15 protein-coding genes are annotated in these 16,639 nt (G+C 54.7%); 7 read left to right on the top strand and 8 right to left on the bottom strand.

Going from position 1 to position 16,639, the window contains the following annotated elements; translation table 11 throughout:
• Positions 1–53: 53 nt before the first annotated feature.
• The 4 genes from KE671_RS11330 to qseB all read right to left on the bottom strand — a co-directional run bounded on the left by KE671_RS11330 (position 54) and on the right by qseB (position 3,094).
• Positions 54–368, bottom strand: a complete 315-nt coding sequence (locus tag KE671_RS11330; protein ID WP_206163041.1) for a putative quinol monooxygenase — start codon at positions 366–368, stop codon at positions 54–56.
• 30 nt (positions 369–398) lie between these two features.
• Positions 399–980, bottom strand: coding sequence for an NAD(P)H-dependent oxidoreductase (locus KE671_RS11325; protein WP_206163040.1), 582 nt, complete (start codon positions 978–980; stop codon positions 399–401).
• Positions 981–1,088: 108 nt separating this feature from the next.
• Positions 1,089–2,435: a quorum sensing histidine kinase QseC gene (gene qseC, locus KE671_RS11320; protein WP_283093114.1), complete on the bottom strand. Its 1,347-nt coding sequence runs from the start codon at positions 2,433–2,435 to the stop codon at positions 1,089–1,091.
• Positions 2,429–3,094, bottom strand: coding sequence for a quorum sensing response regulator transcription factor QseB (qseB, locus tag KE671_RS11315; protein WP_206163038.1), 666 nt, complete (start codon positions 3,092–3,094; stop codon positions 2,429–2,431). Before qseB ends, qseC begins: the two co-directional genes overlap by 7 nt.
• A 152-nt stretch (positions 3,095–3,246) precedes the next feature.
• Here qseB and KE671_RS11310 point away from each other — a divergent pair, with 152 nt between their 5' ends.
• From KE671_RS11310 to KE671_RS11285, 6 genes are all read left to right on the top strand, one after another.
• The gene (locus KE671_RS11310) at positions 3,247–3,639 is read left to right on the top strand and encodes a YgiW/YdeI family stress tolerance OB fold protein (RefSeq protein ID WP_206163037.1); all 393 of its coding nucleotides are present in this window, start codon (positions 3,247–3,249) and stop codon (positions 3,637–3,639) included.
• A gap of 130 nt (positions 3,640–3,769) precedes the next feature.
• Entirely contained in the window at positions 3,770–6,028 is a 2,259-nt protein-coding gene (parC, locus tag KE671_RS11305) for a DNA topoisomerase IV subunit A (protein ID WP_206163036.1), read from the top strand.
• 252 nt (positions 6,029–6,280) lie between these two features.
• Positions 6,281–7,018, top strand: a complete 738-nt coding sequence (gene plsC, locus KE671_RS11300) for a 1-acylglycerol-3-phosphate O-acyltransferase (RefSeq protein WP_206163035.1) — start codon at positions 6,281–6,283, stop codon at positions 7,016–7,018.
• 123 nt (positions 7,019–7,141) lie between these two features.
• Positions 7,142–8,554, top strand: a complete 1,413-nt coding sequence (gene ftsP, locus KE671_RS11295; protein ID WP_206163034.1) for a cell division protein FtsP — start codon at positions 7,142–7,144, stop codon at positions 8,552–8,554.
• A gap of 109 nt (positions 8,555–8,663) precedes the next feature.
• Positions 8,664–10,835, top strand: coding sequence for a YgiQ family radical SAM protein (locus KE671_RS11290; RefSeq protein ID WP_206163033.1), 2,172 nt, complete (start codon positions 8,664–8,666; stop codon positions 10,833–10,835).
• 97 nt (positions 10,836–10,932) lie between these two features.
• On the top strand, positions 10,933–11,337 hold the full coding sequence (locus KE671_RS11285; protein WP_206163032.1) for a carboxypeptidase-like regulatory domain-containing protein: 405 nt from the start codon (positions 10,933–10,935) through the stop codon (positions 11,335–11,337).
• A 47-nt stretch (positions 11,338–11,384) separates the two neighbouring features.
• Here KE671_RS11285 and dkgA read toward each other — a convergent pair whose 3' ends face one another.
• Positions 11,385–12,212 carry a 2,5-didehydrogluconate reductase DkgA gene (dkgA, locus tag KE671_RS11280; RefSeq protein WP_206163031.1) on the bottom strand — a complete coding sequence of 276 codons (828 nt, stop codon included), beginning with the start codon at positions 12,210–12,212 and terminating at the stop codon, positions 11,385–11,387.
• Between the two features lie 104 nt (positions 12,213–12,316).
• On the bottom strand, positions 12,317–13,480 hold the full coding sequence (gene yqhD, locus KE671_RS11275; protein ID WP_206163030.1) for an alcohol dehydrogenase: 1,164 nt from the start codon (positions 13,478–13,480) through the stop codon (positions 12,317–12,319).
• Between the two features lie 193 nt (positions 13,481–13,673).
• Here yqhD and KE671_RS11270 point away from each other — a divergent pair, with 193 nt between their 5' ends.
• The gene (locus KE671_RS11270; RefSeq protein ID WP_206163029.1) at positions 13,674–14,573 is read left to right on the top strand and encodes an AraC family transcriptional regulator; all 900 of its coding nucleotides are present in this window, start codon (positions 13,674–13,676) and stop codon (positions 14,571–14,573) included.
• Between the two features lie 51 nt (positions 14,574–14,624).
• On the opposite strand, the gene yghB is transcribed toward KE671_RS11270, so the two are convergent.
• Together yghB and metC are read right to left on the bottom strand one after the other, a co-directional pair.
• A complete protein-coding gene (gene yghB / locus KE671_RS11265) occupies positions 14,625–15,284 on the bottom strand; it encodes a DedA family general envelope maintenance protein YghB (RefSeq protein ID WP_206163028.1) in 660 nt (219 codons plus the stop codon).
• A 139-nt stretch (positions 15,285–15,423) separates the two neighbouring features.
• Entirely contained in the window at positions 15,424–16,611 is a 1,188-nt protein-coding gene (gene metC, locus KE671_RS11260) for a cystathionine beta-lyase (protein ID WP_206163027.1), read from the bottom strand.
• Positions 16,612–16,639 lie beyond the last annotated feature (28 nt).

Below are 16,639 nucleotides of genomic sequence, written 5' to 3'. Positions count from 1 at the left end.
GCCGCTTTTGCCGGGTCTGACATTGATGGCGGACCCGGCGCAACGCGGTATGATTAAATACCAGATTCCAGAATACGAATATTCATATCCAGCACGTCACCTTTAACGGCTTCGCTGTAGGCTTTCATATGCGGGGTCTGCAGGTGCGCTTCAAGATGCGCGATGGTTTCCCACTGCTCAATCATCACGATTGAATCAGGCGCCATGGTCTGGAAACTTACGTTTGCCGCATGATCTACCATCGGCGCGTAGCCGTGGCAGCCTTCTTCTTTCAATACGACAGGAACAATTTTCGCAAACTGATCGAGGACGGCCTGACGGTGATGTTGCCCTGGACGGGTGCGGATTTCAGCAATAACTGTAAGCATGGTTAACTCCTTCTAATTCCAGATTACTAGTTAACCAAAAATCGCCTGCAGATGCTCGCGATATTCTGCAACAGAACGTGGTACATCCGGCATTTTAATAACGTCATTGGTAATAAAGGTTGGCAGCGCTTCCATTCCAAGGAATTGATTCGCCTTATGGAACGGCAGATAAACGCCATCCACGCCCACGCCATGGAAGAACTGATCTTTGTCGGTGAAGGCTTCCATCGGCGCGTTCCAGGTCAGAGAAAGCATGTATTTTTTCCCCTGAATCAGGCCGCCGGAACCGTATTTTTTCGAGGCATCTGAGCGAGTACGACCATCGCTGGCATACAGTGTGCCGTGACCTTCGGTGAACACGTCATCAATGTATTTTTTCACGGTCCACGGCGCACCCATCCACCAGCCTGGCATCTGCCAAATCACCACATCAGCCCAGACGAAGTTCTGCACTTCTTCTTTCACGTCGTAATCACCGTCAGCGCGGACGATTTTGACGCTATGCCCGAGATCGCGCAGCGTGCCGTCAGCGACTTCCGTCAGGGTGTCGTTCAATTGGCCGTTGGAGTGTGCGAATTTTTTCGCGCCGTTGATAATCAGGATATTGCTCATTGTTAATCCTCTCAGAAATACGTTTGAGACTAATTTTACGTCAACAGGCGGTAGGGTGAAATTAGCAAAATGTGCAAAGTCTTTTGCATCTGACGCAATAATCGACGATTACCAGCGTACTGTCGCGATAAAACCGCCGTCTGGCGCATTGCCAAACGACACCGTCATGCCGTGCAGGGCGGCAATACGGCGGACAATCGACAGGCCCAGCCCGCTGCCAGTCACATGTTGGCCCGGTGGACGATAAAAGCGCTCACCAATGTGGGGCAGAACTTCCGCTGCGACACCGGGACCGTTATCTCTGACAGTCAACTGCCTGGCATCAAGCGTGACATCAACCACGCTGCCTTTCGGGCTGTAGCGGATGGCATTATCCAGCAGATTGCGCACCAGCAGGCTGAGCAGCAGCGGTTGTCCGGTGCGCGTCACATTGTGGGCGTTAATCTGTAAACGCATATCGATCTGCGCCTGCTGCGCAGGTTGCCAGATGTCCATCACCGCAGACTGAAGCACTTCTTCAAGTGAGAGCGTGGTGACATCCTGGAGGTTATCCAGCGAATCGAGGCGGGAAAGCGTCAGCAACTGATCGACAAGACGTGTGGCGCGATCGATGCCCGTGTGGAGTTGCATCAGCGCTTTCGCGCGTGCCTGTGGATCATCATCGGAAAGCTGTGCGACCTCCGTCTGAACTTTCAGCGCCGTTAACGGACTACGCAGTTCGTGGGCGGCGTCTGAGGTAAAGCGCCGTTCGCGAACCATCATCTTATGGATGCGGGTGAAAAGCTGGTTGAGCGATTCGACCAGCGGGCGCACCTCGCTCGGTACGCCACGCGAACTGAGTGGCTCGCTGGATTCCGGATCGCGCAAGCGCAACGCCAGCGCCAGCTTTTTCAGCGGCATAAGTTCCCGATGTAGCAGCATAATCAACAACAGCAGCATCAGCGGCAGAGCGATAAGCCAGGGAACCAGTTGCGCCATCACAATCGCCAGCGCCATATCTTCACGGTATTCCCACTCCTGACCGACCACGATGCGGTACTTGCCATCGGCGGACGTCAGCCAGATAAAACGCCATTTATCGTCATCGCCGTTGAGCTGACCGTCATCAAACCCTTCCCGACGGTAGCTATAGGGGATGTTCTGCCCATTGTCGCCGTCGTGCAGCACCATCTTGCCATCTGTGGTATAGACGGCAAAGGTCAGTACATCATCATCAACATGACCGTGCTTGAATTTCTTCGGTGTATGCGCCATCCGTTCGGTGGCGTGTAATTCATTGATATCAAGCGTAATCAGGCGTTTGGCGAAGAGCATCAACTGCGTATCAAACAGTTCATCGACGTTATCGGTTGTTTTCTTCCAGGCGACAAAACTCGATGCTGCCCAGGTAAAGGCTGCCAGTATCAGAAAGATGAGGGTTAGCCTGACGCGCAGGCTGAGTTGCCGCGTCACGATGAAGCCTCGCCAAGCGTGTAGCCGATGCCATGGACAGTGCGAATGAAATCGCTGCCCAGTTTGCGCCGCAGATGGTGTACGTGCACTTCAACGGCATTGCTGGTGACCTCTTCGTCCCAGTTATACAGCTTCTCTTCAATGAGCTTGCGTGGCAGAACGCGTCCGGCATTGCGCATCAGCAACTCCAGAAGCGCAAATTCTTTTGGCTTGAGTATCAGCGGCTCACCCCCCAGCGTCGCGACCCGATCGCCGGGGCTTAAGATCACCCGCCCGTGGCGTAATTCACTGCTGGCCTGACCGCTGGCGCGACGCATCAACGCCTCCAGCCTGGCGGCGACTTCTATCAGCGCAAAGGGCTTACACAGATAATCATCCGCGCCGAGACGAAGTCCTTCTACGCGCTCGGCCAGCGCATCGCGTGCGGTGAGGATCAGCACTGGCTCGCGCTTCCCTTGTTCGCGCCAGTCGCGCAGAATATCGCGCCCGTCCATTCCCGGCAGCGTGAGGTCGAGGATCACCGCATCGTAAGGTGCGCTGTAGAGCGCTTCTTTTCCCTGACGACCATCGGTAAACCAGTCGACACTAAAACCCATTTTACTCAATCCGGTCTTAATGCCGTCGCCAATCAACGCATCATCTTCAATCAGTAAAATTCGCATCGCTTCATCCCTGCATCCGTTGGCATAAAGGCAAGTAAACCGCGATGTCGCACGCGTTGTACAGCAAAAATGAGACTTTTTTTTGCCTTAAGAACTCGTTAAGGATTAGCGTGTTTAATGGATATCAAGTGACATCAAAGGGAGAAATGATCATGAAAAAACTGGCTACAATTGTTGCCGTTATGGCGCTCTGCTCTGCACCGGTTTTGGCAGCGCAGCAGGGTGGTTTTTCTGGCCCGTCCGCGACACAAACGCAGAGCGGCGGCTTCCAGGGACCAAACGGCAGTAGCACGACGGTAGAAAGTGCGAAATCCATGCGTGATGACACATGGGTGACGTTGCGCGGCAGCATCGTTGAACGCATTTCCGATGACCTCTATCTGTTTAAAGACGCGACAGGCACCATCAATGTCGATATCGACCACAAACGCTGGAACGGCGTAACGGTCACCCCGCAGGATACCGTTGAAATTCAAGGGGAAGTGGACAAAGACTGGAATTCCGTGGAAATTGACGTGAAGCAAATCAGTAAAGTCAGTAAATAATCCCCATCAGGGCCGCGTTCGCGGCCCTTTTCTTTGTGACTCAACGCGTCAGATAAGGTAGTATCTGCGGCAATATTGCCTGAAAAGATACTGCGTATCTGGCGGGCTTACAGTTGAGGAATCACGATTAATGAGCGATATGGCAGAGCGCCTTGCGCTGCATGAATTCACGGAAAACGCCTATCTGAATTACTCCATGTACGTCATCATGGACAGGGCGTTGCCGTTTATTGGTGATGGTCTGAAACCCGTTCAGCGCCGCATCGTCTATGCGATGTCAGAGCTGGGGCTGAATGCCAGCGCCAAATTTAAAAAATCCGCCCGTACCGTCGGCGACGTGCTGGGTAAATACCACCCGCACGGAGACAGTGCCTGCTATGAGGCCATGGTGCTGATGGCGCAGCCATTCTCTTACCGTTATCCGCTGGTCGATGGCCAGGGAAACTGGGGGGCGCCGGACGATCCGAAATCCTTCGCGGCGATGCGTTATACCGAATCCCGCCTGTCAAAATACGCCGAACTGCTGTTGAGCGAACTCGGTCAGGGAACCGCTGACTGGGTGCCAAACTTCGACGGAACGATGCAGGAGCCGAAAATGTTGCCTGCGCGTCTGCCGAACATCCTGCTTAACGGCACGACCGGCATCGCTGTCGGCATGGCGACCGATATTCCGCCGCACAACCTGCGCGAAGTGGCAAAAGCCGCGATCGCTCTGATTGAGCAGCCGAAAACGACGCTGGACGCGCTGCTGGATATTGTCCACGGCCCGGACTACCCGACCGAAGCGGAAATCATTACCCCGCGCGCCGAAATCCGTAAGATTTATGAAAACGGGCGCGGCTCCGTGCGCATGCGCGCGGTGTGGAAGAAAGAAGACGGCGCGGTGGTGATTACTGCGCTGCCGCACCAGGTTTCCGGCGCGCGCGTGCTGGAGCAAATCGCGGCCCAGATGCGCAATAAAAAGCTGCCGATGGTTGACGATCTGCGCGATGAATCCGATCACGAAAACCCGACCCGTCTGGTGGTGGTGCCGCGTTCCAACCGTGTGGACATGGAGCAGGTGATGAACCACCTGTTTGCCACCACCGATCTGGAAAAGAGCTATCGCATTAACCTCAATATGATCGGTCTTGATGGGCGTCCGGCGGTGAAAAACCTGCTGGAGATCCTCACCGAATGGCTGGCATTCCGCCGTGATACCGTACGTCGCCGCCTGAACTATCGTCTGGAGAAAGTCCTCAAACGCCTGCATATCCTGGAAGGTTTACTGGTGGCGTTTCTCAATATCGACGAAGTCATTGAGATCATCCGTACGGAAGATGAGCCTAAACCCGCGCTGATGTCGCGTTTTGGTATTACCGAAACGCAGGCCGAAGCAATCCTCGAACTGAAATTGCGTCATCTCGCCAAACTGGAAGAGATGAAGATTCGCGGTGAGCAGGATGAACTGGCGAAAGAGCGCGATCAGTTGCAAGCGATCCTCGCGTCTGAACGCAAAATGAATACCCTGCTGAAGAAAGAGCTGCAGGCTGATGCCGACGCCTATGGCGACGATCGTCGTTCGCCGCTGCGCGAACGTGAAGAAGCGAAAGCGATGAGCGAACACGACATGCTGCCGTCTGAGCCGGTCACGATTGTGCTGTCGCAGATGGGCTGGGTGCGTAGTGCCAAAGGTCATGATATTGACGCGCAGGGACTGAATTACAAAGCGGGCGACAGCTTTAAATCCGCAGTGAAAGGTAAGAGCAACCAGCCGGTAGTGTTTATCGATACCACCGGGCGCAGTTACGCCATTGATCCGATCACCTTACCGTCGGCGCGCGGTCAGGGCGAACCGTTGACCGGCAAACTGACGCTGCCGCCAGGCGCGACCGTTGAGCATATGCTGATGGAAGGCGATGAGCAGAAACTGCTGATGGCATCGGATGCGGGTTACGGTTTCGTCTGTACGTTCAACGATCTGGTGGCGCGCAACCGTGCCGGTAAGACGCTCATTACGCTACCGGAAAACGCCCGCGTCATGCCGCCTGTGGTGATTGAAGATGAAACGGACATGCTGCTGGCGATAACGACAGCCGGACGTATGCTGATGTTCCCGGTCAGCGATCTGCCACAGTTGTCGAAAGGTAAAGGCAATAAGATCATCAACATTCCGTCCGCAGACGCTGCACGGGGTGATGATGCGCTGGCGCTGCTCTACGTTCTACCGCCGCAAAGTACGCTGACTATTCACGTCGGGAAACGAAAAATTAAGCTGCGTCCGGAAGAGTTGCAGAAAGTGACCGGTGAGCGCGGTCGTCGTGGAACGTTGATGCGCGGTTTGCAACGCATCGATCGCATCGACATTGATTCGCCGCGTCGCGCCAGCAGCGGCGACAGCGAAGAGTAATTTGCGTGGGCCGGATGGCGGCTTTGCCTTATCCGGCCCACGCAGATGCCCCTTGTGGACTGGATAAGACGTGCCAGTCCACAAGGGACGTGCCTTCGTTCCTGCCGGATGACAGTAATATTTCCCGTAAAACCGTTGTTTATTCGTGAGTCGCGATTAACAATACAGTTTTCCAGAGAGCCACATTAACAATACCCTAACCTGATAGCAGGTGACGTAGAATCCCGGGCTCTTAGGCCTTCAGAGGTTGTTATGCTATTTATTTTTCGACTTATTATTACCGTAATCTATTCCATCCTGGTTTGTGTTTTCGGTTCTCTTTACTGCTTGCTCAGCCCGCGTAACCCAAAACACGTCGCGACCTTCGGGCACATGTTTGGTCGCCTGGCGCCGCTGTTCGGCCTGAAGGTGGAGTGCCGTAAACCCGCGGATGCGGAACGCTACGGCAATGCTATCTATATCGCTAACCATCAGAATAACTACGATATGGTGACTGCCGCGAATATCGTGCAGCCGCCGACCGTGACCGTCGGGAAGAAAAGCCTGCTGTGGATCCCGTTTTTTGGTCAGTTGTACTGGCTGACGGGAAACCTGCTGATCGACCGTAATAACCGCGCAAAAGCGCACGGCACGATTGCTGAAGTGGTGAACCATTTTAAAAAGCGTCGTATCTCTATCTGGATGTTCCCGGAAGGCACCCGCAGCCGGGGGCGTGGCCTGCTGCCATTTAAAACCGGCGCGTTTCATGCCGCGATTGCGGCTGGCGTCCCGATTATTCCGGTGTGCGTTTCCAATACCTCGAATAAAATTAACCTGAATCGCCTGAAGAATGGTCTGGTGATCGTGGAAATGCTGCCGCCGGTGGATATCAGTCAGTATGGTAAAGATCAGGTTCGTGAACTGGCTGCGCACTGCCGCTCGTTGATGGAACAAAAGATTGCTGAACTCGATAAAGAAGTTGCCGAGCGCGAAGCCGCCGGAAAAGTGTGATTCAGCGATAAACGCTTACTCATTCACGCTGCAAGCCAATGTTTCTGCAGCGTAGAGTATGACGAGTTTTTTGCAGGAAACGAGTTCCTGCCCGTAATTTAGCCAGTTTTACATGGAGCATATATGTCATTCAGTCGGCGTCAGTTCATTCAGGCATCGGGGATCGTGCTGTGTGCCGGTGCTGTTCCGCTGAGGGCCAATGCTGCCGGTCAGCAACAGCCGCTGCCCGTCCCGCCGCTACTGGAGTCACGTCGGGGCCAGCCGTTATTTATGACGCTGCAGCGTTCGCACTGGTCCTTTACCCAGGGGACGCGCGCGCCGGTCTGGGGCGTTAACGGGCGTTATCTCGGACCGACGATCCGCGTCTGGAAAGGGGATGACGTTAAGCTGATTTACAGTAACCGTCTGGCTGAAAATGTCTCGATGACAATCGCCGGTTTACAGGTGCCGGGTCCGCTGATGGGCGGTCCGGCGCGCATGATGTCGCCAAATGCCGACTGGGCGCCCGTGCTGCCTATCCGTCAAAACGCCGCCACGCTGTGGTATCACGCCAATACGCCGAACCGTACCGCGCAACAGGTCTACAATGGCCTGGCCGGGATGTGGCTGGTTGAAGATGAGGTCAGTAAATCGCTGCCGATCCCGAACCATTACGGCGTCGATGACTTCCCGATTATTATTCAGGACAAGCGGCTGGATAACTTTGGCACGCCGGAATACAGCGAACCAGGCAGCGGTGGTTTTGTTGGCGATACGCTGTTGGTCAACGGGGTGCAAAGTCCTTACGTGGAAGTGTCCCGTGGCTGGGTACGCCTGCGCCTGCTGAATGCCTCTAACTCCCGTCGTTATCAGTTGCAGATGAGCGATGGTCGCGCGCTACATGTCATCTCCGGCGATCAGGGCTTTTTGCCTGCGCCGGTGTCGGTAAAACAGTTGTCGCTGGCGCCCGGTGAGCGCCGCGAAATTCTGGTTGATATGACCAATGGCGATGAAGTGTCGATTACCTGCGGCGAGGCGGCGAGCATTGTTGACCGAATCCGGGGGTTCTTCGAACCGTCGAGCATTCTGGTGTCCACGCTGGTGTTAACGTTGCGCCCAACCGGTCTGCTGCCGCTGGTGACCGACAGCCTGCCGATGCGCCTGCTGCCGACCGAGATCATGAGCGGTACGCCAATTCGCAGTCGCGATATCAGTCTGGGCGACGATCCAGGCATCAACGGCCAGTTATGGGATGTCAACCGCATTGATATCACCGCCCAGCAGGGCTCCTGGGAGCGCTGGACGGTGCGGGCCGATATGCCACAATCGTTTCACATCGAAGGCGTTTCGTTTCTCGTGCGAAATGTTAACGGTGCGATGCCGTTCCCGGAAGATCGTGGCTGGAAAGACACGGTCTGGGTGGATGGGCAGGTAGAGCTGCTGGTGTATTACGGGCAGCCGTCGTGGGCGCATTTCCCGTTTTACTTCCACAGCCAGACGCTGGAAATGGCGGACCGGGGATCCATCGGTCAAATTTTAGTGAATCCGGCGGCGTAATCCTCCTCTCTCTCGCTGACAGGCGAGAGAGATTATCCTTCGATTTCTCTTTCGTTCCGGCATATAATCGCCGGCCTTTGATTATTTTTTTACCATTTTTGGAAGCACTATGAGCGCAATATCCCTGATCCAGCCAGACAGAGATCTCTTCTCCTGGCCTCAGTACTGGGCGGCCTGTTTTGGTCCTGCTCCTTTTTTGCCGATGTCACGCGACGAAATGGATCAACTTGGCTGGGATAGCTGCGACATTATTCTGGTAACCGGCGATGCGTATGTCGATCACCCGAGTTTCGGTATGGCGATTTGTGGTCGCATGCTGGAAGCACAGGGCTTCCGTGTCGGCATCATTGCGCAGCCGGACTGGAACAGCAAAGACGACTTTATGCGTCTGGGCAAACCGAACCTGTTCTTCGGCGTCACCGCCGGCAATATGGACTCAATGATCAACCGCTACACCGCCGATCGCCGCCTGCGTCATGATGATGCCTATACTCCGGATAACGTGGCGGGCAAGCGCCCGGACCGCGCCACGCTGGTCTATACCCAGCGCTGTAAAGAGGCATGGAAAGATGTGCCAGTGATCCTCGGCGGTATTGAAGCGAGCCTGCGCCGTACCGCGCATTATGATTACTGGTCGGATACCGTACGCCGTTCGGTGCTGGTGGATTCTAAAGCCGACATGTTGATGTTTGGCAACGGTGAGCGTCCGCTGGTGGAAGTAGCGCACCGACTGGCGATGGGCGAAACCATCGACCAGATCCGTGATGTGCGTAACACTGCCATTATGGTGAAAGAGGCGTTACCGGGCTGGAGCGGCGTCGATTCTACGCGTCTGGACACGCCGGGGAAAATCGATCCGATCCCGCATCCGTATGGCGAAGATTTGCCGTGTGCGGACAATAAACCGGTGGCACCGAAAAAGCAGGAGGCGAAAGCCGTTACCGTGCAGCCGCCGCGTCCAAAGCCGTGGGAAAAAACCTACGTTCTGCTGCCGTCCTTCGAAAAAGTGAAGGGCGATAAAGTGCTGTATGCCCACGCCTCGCGCATTCTGCATCATGAAACCAACCCGGGTTGCGCGCGTGCGTTGATGCAAAAGCACGGCGATCGTTATATCTGGATTAACCCGCCGGCAATTCCACTCTCAACCGAAGAGATGGACAGCGTTTTTGCTTTGCCGTACAAGCGTGTGCCGCATCCGGCGTACGGCAACAGTCGTATTCCTGCCTATGAGATGATTCGCTTCTCGATCAACATCATGCGCGGCTGCTTCGGTGGCTGCTCGTTCTGTTCGATCACCGAACACGAAGGGCGCATTATTCAGAGCCGCTCTGAAGATTCGATCATTAATGAGATCGAAGCGATCCGCGATACCGTCCCCGGCTTTACCGGCGTGATCTCCGATCTCGGCGGTCCGACGGCCAACATGTATATGCTGCGCTGCAAATCGCCGCGCGCGGAACAGACCTGCCGTCGCCTGTCGTGCGTCTATCCCGATATCTGTCCGCATATGGATACCAACCACGAGCCGACGATCAATCTGTATCGCCGTGCGCGCGATCTGAAAGGCATCAAGAAGATCCTGATCGCATCCGGCGTGCGTTACGACATCGCCGTGGAAGACCCGCGCTACATCAAAGAGCTGGCGACCCACCACGTCGGCGGTTATCTGAAGATTGCGCCGGAACATACCGAAGAAGGGCCGCTGTCGAAGATGATGAAGCCGGGTATGGGCAGCTATGACCGCTTCAAAGAACTGTTCGATCTCTACTCAAAGCAGGCAGGGAAAGAGCAGTATCTGATTCCATACTTCATCTCCGCGCATCCGGGAACGCGTGACGAGGATATGGTGAATCTGGCGTTGTGGCTGAAAAAACATCGCTTCCGTCTCGATCAGGTGCAGAATTTCTATCCGTCGCCGCTGGCTAACTCGACCACCATGTATTACACCGGCAAAAATCCGCTGGGTAAAATTGGTTATAAGAGTGAAGATGTGGTGGTGCCGAAGGGGGATAAGCAGCGTCGTTTACATAAAGCGCTGTTGCGTTACCACGATCCGGCGAACTGGCCGATGATCCGTCAGGCGCTGGAAGAGATGGGTAAAAAGCACCTGATTGGCGGACGCCGCGAATGCCTGGTACCTGCGCCGACGCTGGAAGAGATGCGCGAAGCGCGTCGTCAGAACCGCCACACCCGTCCGGCATTGACCAAGCACACGCCGGTGGCGCATCAGCGTCAGACGCCAGCAGCCCATAAAAAGCGCGGAAAAGTCGCCGGGCGATAAGCAGGTTTCCGGGTTACATGGTTTGATAAATTGGCTGCTAATGCAGCCAATTTATTATCCGTAGTTGGCAAACGACTAACCGATTCAGGAGACGGTGATGAAAGCAGGGATAATGGCAGGAGTGATGGCGATCGCCCTGTTGCAAAGTGGTTGTGTGGTGCATCACCAGATACTGCCCGAGGTTGGAGGACAGCTTGTCAATAACGCGGGTAACCCGGTATCAGGTGCGGAACTCACTCTGGTGAGTACAGAAGAGTCCATTCAGACATACTCTGATGACAATGGCCGTTTTGCCTTTCAGCCTGCCTATAAATGGACTTTCTTTCTGCCAGTAGGCCCGATGGACTGGTACTTTCACACTTCGTTACATGTGAGTATGAATGGCAAGGACTATGAAACTGAACTAGGCGGTGCCTTTGGTGGGCCGCACGCGCTTGAGGGGCGGAAGTTTAACGTGACCTGTACGTTGCCGGACAAACACGGCGAGGTGACATGCCAGTAATGAACAAAATAAAAGCCCGACATAACGCCGGGCTTGAGGGAAGAGAATTAACCGCCGAACTGGTCTGGATCGGGACCTAAGCGTTTTCCCCGATCGAGTTTGGCAATTTCGCCTAATTCGTCTTTGTCGAGACGGAAATCCCAGACGTCAAAGTTTTCCGCGATACGCGATGGCGTAACGGATTTCGGGATCACCACCAGGCCGTTATCCAGATGCCAGCGGATAACAATCTGTGCCGGGGTTTTTCCGTATTTATCCGCCAGGTCACGAATGATTTTCTGATCGAAAACGCCTTCCCCACCCTGTGCCAGCGGGCTCCAGGACTCCGTCTGGATTTTATGCGTCGCATTCCACGCGTGGAGCTGGCGCTGTTGCATCAGCGGATGCAGTTCGATCTGGTTAATTACCGGTGTGACGCCCGTTTCATCAATCAGACGCTGGAGATGGTTGACCTGGAAGTTACACACACCGATGCTCTTAATCAGTCCCTCTTTTTGCAGCTCGATCATGCCTTGCCAGGCGGAAACATAGTGATCGATTGCCGGAACCGGCCAGTGCATCAGATACAGATCGAGATAATCGAGCTGGAGTTTTTCCAGACTTTCCATCAATGCGTCGCGGGGGCGTTTCTGATCGTCATTCCACAGCTTGGTGGTGATGAACAGTTCATCGCGGGGGAGACCTGCGCTGGCTAACGCTTTGCCGACGCCGTCTTCATTTTTGTAGGCGGCAGCGGTATCGATGGACCGGTAACCGACTTCCAGTGCTTTATGAATGGCGGAGACGACCTCGTCGTTACCGGCTTTCCATACGCCTAACCCCAGTTGGGGCATTACGTTGCCATCCTGAAGCTTAATTACGGTTTGGTTTGCCATTTTTCCTCCTTCATGTGCTCATCACCGGAGGGGGACTCCGGTGATGTAGGGTGACTTAAGTCTGGACGAAATGCCCAAAAACGAAAGCCAGAGGTGAAAAAAGCTTAGCGGGCTGCCTCGTAAATGCGGCGGCTGACGTCCAGGGTAATGTCTTTGTGCTCACCCAGTTGCGTCATGCCGTGTTCTTCAAGTTTCGCCAGCAGTGCCGGGATTGAACTGCCGTCAAGTCCATAGCCAGACAGGCGAGTCGGCACGCCCAGTTGCTCGAAGAAATTACGGGTGGCTGCAATCGCGGCATCAATTCGCTCATCTTCAGACCCGTCGGTGATGTTCCACACGCGCTCAGCATATTGCAGCAGTTTGGCTCGTTTGGTATCGCGTTTTTCATTCCACAGCGCGGGCAGAACCACCGCCAGCGTTTGAGCGTGATCCAGACCGTGCATCGCCGTCAGTTCATGACCCAGCATATGGGTTGCCCAGTCCTGCGGCACGCCTGCGCCAATCAGGCCGTTCAGCGCCTGGGTGGCTGCCCACATGACGTTCGCACGTACATCGTAGTTTTCCGGATCTTTCAGCGCCTTCGGACCATCTTCCACCAGCGTCAGCAGAATGCCCTCCGCGAAGCGATCCTGAATTTTGGCATCAACCGGATAGGTGACGTACTGCTCGACGGTATGCACAAACGCATCAACCACGCCATTCGCCACCTGACGTGGCGGCAGGGTGTAGGTGTACACCGGATCCAGTACCGCAAAGACTGGTTGTACATGGGCAGAATGGAAGGCCTGCTTGTCGCCGGTGGTTTTTCGCGAGATGACTGCGCCTTTGTTGGATTCAGAACCGGTCGCCGGCAGCGTCAGAACAGAGCCCATCGGGATGGCGCTTTTAATGTCACTCCCGCTGGTTTGCAGGATATGCCACGGATCGATGCCATCCGCATAGTGGGCGGCAGCGGCGATGAATTTGGTGCCATCAAGTACAGAGCCACCGCCGACGGCCAGCAGGAAGGTAATGTTCTCGTCACGGGCAATTTTGACGGCGTTCATCAGCGTTTCATACGACGGGTTAGGTTCAATGCCGCCAAATTCACGCACGTCCAGGCCTTTAAGCGCATCCTGTACTTGCGCCAGTACGCCAGTCTTTTTCACGCTGCCGCCGCCATAGGTGATCAGCACGCGTGCGTCCTGTGGGATTTGTGCGCGCAGTTCAGCGATTGCGCCTTTACCAAACAGAATGCGGGTCGGGGTATGCAGATTAAAGTTATTCATTGCTCGTTCCCTTATGTGGGTAAAAAAAGAGGGCAGGTAGGGTCTGCCGGATGGAGAACATTGTGGTCGTGCGCGGCTATCCTCTCAATGCTCATTTCTGCCAATGTCTTGCCCATTTCTCCAGAGTACTGGAGAAAAGCGATAAATTTGCGCACAATCAAGGCGTCGTCATCCGTTGAGAAAATAACCCGTTATGAACCGCGAAGAGATCTGTTTACTGCTGACAGATAAAGTTAAGCAGTTGAAAAACAATGAACCTAAACTCAGTGCGTTACTGCCGGACATCCGTCTGCTGTATGGTACAGAACCGGGTTTACGGACACCCGTGATGTACGACCCCGGCATCATATTTCTCTTTTCCGGACATAAAATTGGTTACATCAATGAGCGGGTTTTCCGTTACGACGCCAATGAATACCTGCTGCTGACTGTACCTTTACCCTTCGAATGTGAAACTTATGCGACACAGGACGTACCGCTCGCCGGATTTCGCCTCAATGTCGATATCCTGCAATTGCAGGAGCTGCTGATGGACATTGGCGAAGACGAACACTTTCAGCCGTCGATGGCGGCAAGCGGGATCAACTCCGCCACGCTCTCCGAGGAGATCCTCTGTGCGGCGGAACGTCTACTCGACGTCATGGAGCGACCGCTGGACGCGCGAATTCTCGGTAAACAGATTATCCGTGAAATCCTCTATCATGTTCTGATCGGGCCACGCGGCGGCGCGCTGCTGGCGTTGGTGAGTCGTCAGACCCATTTCAGCCTGATTAGCCGTGTGCTCAAGCGCATTGAGAATAAGTACACCGAAAATCTCAATGTCGAGCAACTGGCGGCTGAAGCCAACATGAGCGTCTCTGCTTTTCACCATAATTTTAAATCAGTGACCAGCACATCGCCGTTGCAGTACCTGAAAACCTATCGGCTACACAAAGCGCGGATGATGATCATTCACGACGGCATGAAAGCCAGCGCAGCGGCAATGCAGGTGGGCTACGAAAGCGCATCGCAGTTCAGTCGCGAATTCAAGCGCTATTTCGGGGTGACGCCGGGAGAAGATGCGGCGCGGATCCGCACCATGCAGGGGAGTTAATGTGGTTGTGAGGCAGCCGGATACGCGACGTGTCATCCGGCTGGATTCAGGTCAGGCGCTGCAGTATTTCTTCTTAATCACGACTACAACCGTGCCGATCAACCCTGCTGCCAGCAGGAAAATGGGCAGGATCATCAGGAAGGTCATGACCTGATCTTCATGGCGCTTCACAAACGGGATCATGCTAAGCGCATAGCCAAAGCTGGTGACCACACCGACCCACAGCAACCCGCTCAACCAGTTAAAAAACTGGAAGCGGCGGTTAGAGAGGCCGGAAATCCCCGCCATGGTTGGCAGCAGCGTGCGCACGAACGCCAGAAAACGTCCTGCCAGCAGCGCCAGCAGTCCGTGGCGGTCAAACATACAGGTCGCACGCTGGTGGTATTTCGCCGGAAGTTGCGCCAGCCAGCCTTTTACCGTTCGCGTATTGCCCAGCCAGCGTCCCTGAATATAACTCAGCCAACAGCCGAGGCTGGCTGCTGTTGTCAGAATGATCAGGGTCGGGATAAAGCTCATGACGCCCTGCGCGACTAATGCACCCGCCAGTAACAGCAGACTATCGCCAGGTAAAAATGAAGCCGGTAACAGGCCATTCTCTAAAAACAACGTGGCGAACATCACAAAGTAGACGACGCTAACAACGTGTGGGTCCGCCAGCGCGGCAAAATCATGTTGCCAGAGCGCAGCGATAATATCTTGAATGACAGCCATGGACTTTCCTGTGGAACAGCGTTTACGCCTTAATGAACCTATTGTACTCCTGAACAGCCCGGGATGCCTTGATCCCGGGCGCAACTAATGCAGACAATTTTGTTCAACGTGTCTGCACTGATGTCCATGGGCGTCAATTTTACACGAGGCGAGAAAATCCGGCGGCTAAATCTGCAATCAGATCGTCAACATTCTCTAAACCAATGTGGAGACGAATCAGTGTGCCGCTGAAATCCACACCCCCTTGCGGGCGAATTTCTGCAATTTGTTCAGGCTGATTGGCCAGAATCAGCGACTCAAAACCGCCCCATGAATAGGCCATGCTGAAGAGGTTGAAGTGATCCAGATAAGCGGACAGTTCGTCATTATTGAGCTTTTTGTTCAGCACAAACGAGAACAAGCCGCTGCTTCCTGTAAAGTCACGTTTCCAGAATTCGTGCCCTTTACTGCCCGGTAACGCCGGATGATTCACGCGGGCAACCTGCGGATGCGCTGCCAGCCATTCGGCCACCTTCAGACTGCTTTCATGATGCTGACGCAGACGCACGCCCAGGGTGCGCAGCCCGCGGCTGGTCATATAAGCCGTATCGGCATCGACCATTTGCCCCATCAGATAGGCATTCTCACGCAACCGATCCCAGCAGCGGGCGTTCGAAACGGCGGTACCAGCCATCGCATCGGAGTGACCAATCAGGTACTTGGTTCCGGCCTGAATTGAGATATCAACGCCGAAGTCGAGGGCTTTAAACAACACACCCGCCGCCCAGGTGTTATCGATCATAATGATGGCGTCCGGCGTAACGCGTCGGACGGCGGCGACAATCGCCGGGACGTCGTGGACTTCCATGGTCACGGATCCCGGCGACTCGAGGAAAACGACTTTGGTGTTGGGCTGAAGATGTTTAACAATGTCAGCACCGACCAGCGGATCGAACCAGCCAGTGGTTACGCCCAGTTTGCCAAGGATTTTGGTACAGAAATCCTGGCTCGGCTCATAGGCCGTGTTGGTCATCAGCACGTGATCGCCCTGTTCGACAAATGCCAGAATGGTGTTCGCAACGGCGGCAGCACCGCAGGGGAAGAGCGCGCAACCGGCACCGCCTTCGAGTTCGCACATCGCTTCCTGTAACGAGAAATGGGTTAATGTGCCGCGACGGCCATAAAACAATTCGCCGTTGGCGCGATTGCGGGTGGCGTGTTTTTTAGCTTCGACCGTTTCAAAAACCAACGACGAGGCGCGCTGGATCACGCTGTTCACTGAGCCCAGTGTGTATTTTTTACTGCGTCCCGCGCTGACCAGTTTTGTGTCCAGTTGCTTATCTGCCATAGTGTGCTTCCTGTTTTTATACGTCTGG

It is taken from the genome of Citrobacter amalonaticus, from assembly GCF_018252635.1.
Taxonomy (GTDB): Bacteria; Pseudomonadota; Gammaproteobacteria; order Enterobacterales; family Enterobacteriaceae; genus Citrobacter_A; species Citrobacter_A amalonaticus_E.
The sequence above is the reverse complement of the archived record's forward strand: the minus strand, read 5'-3'. Positions and strand labels throughout refer to the sequence as shown.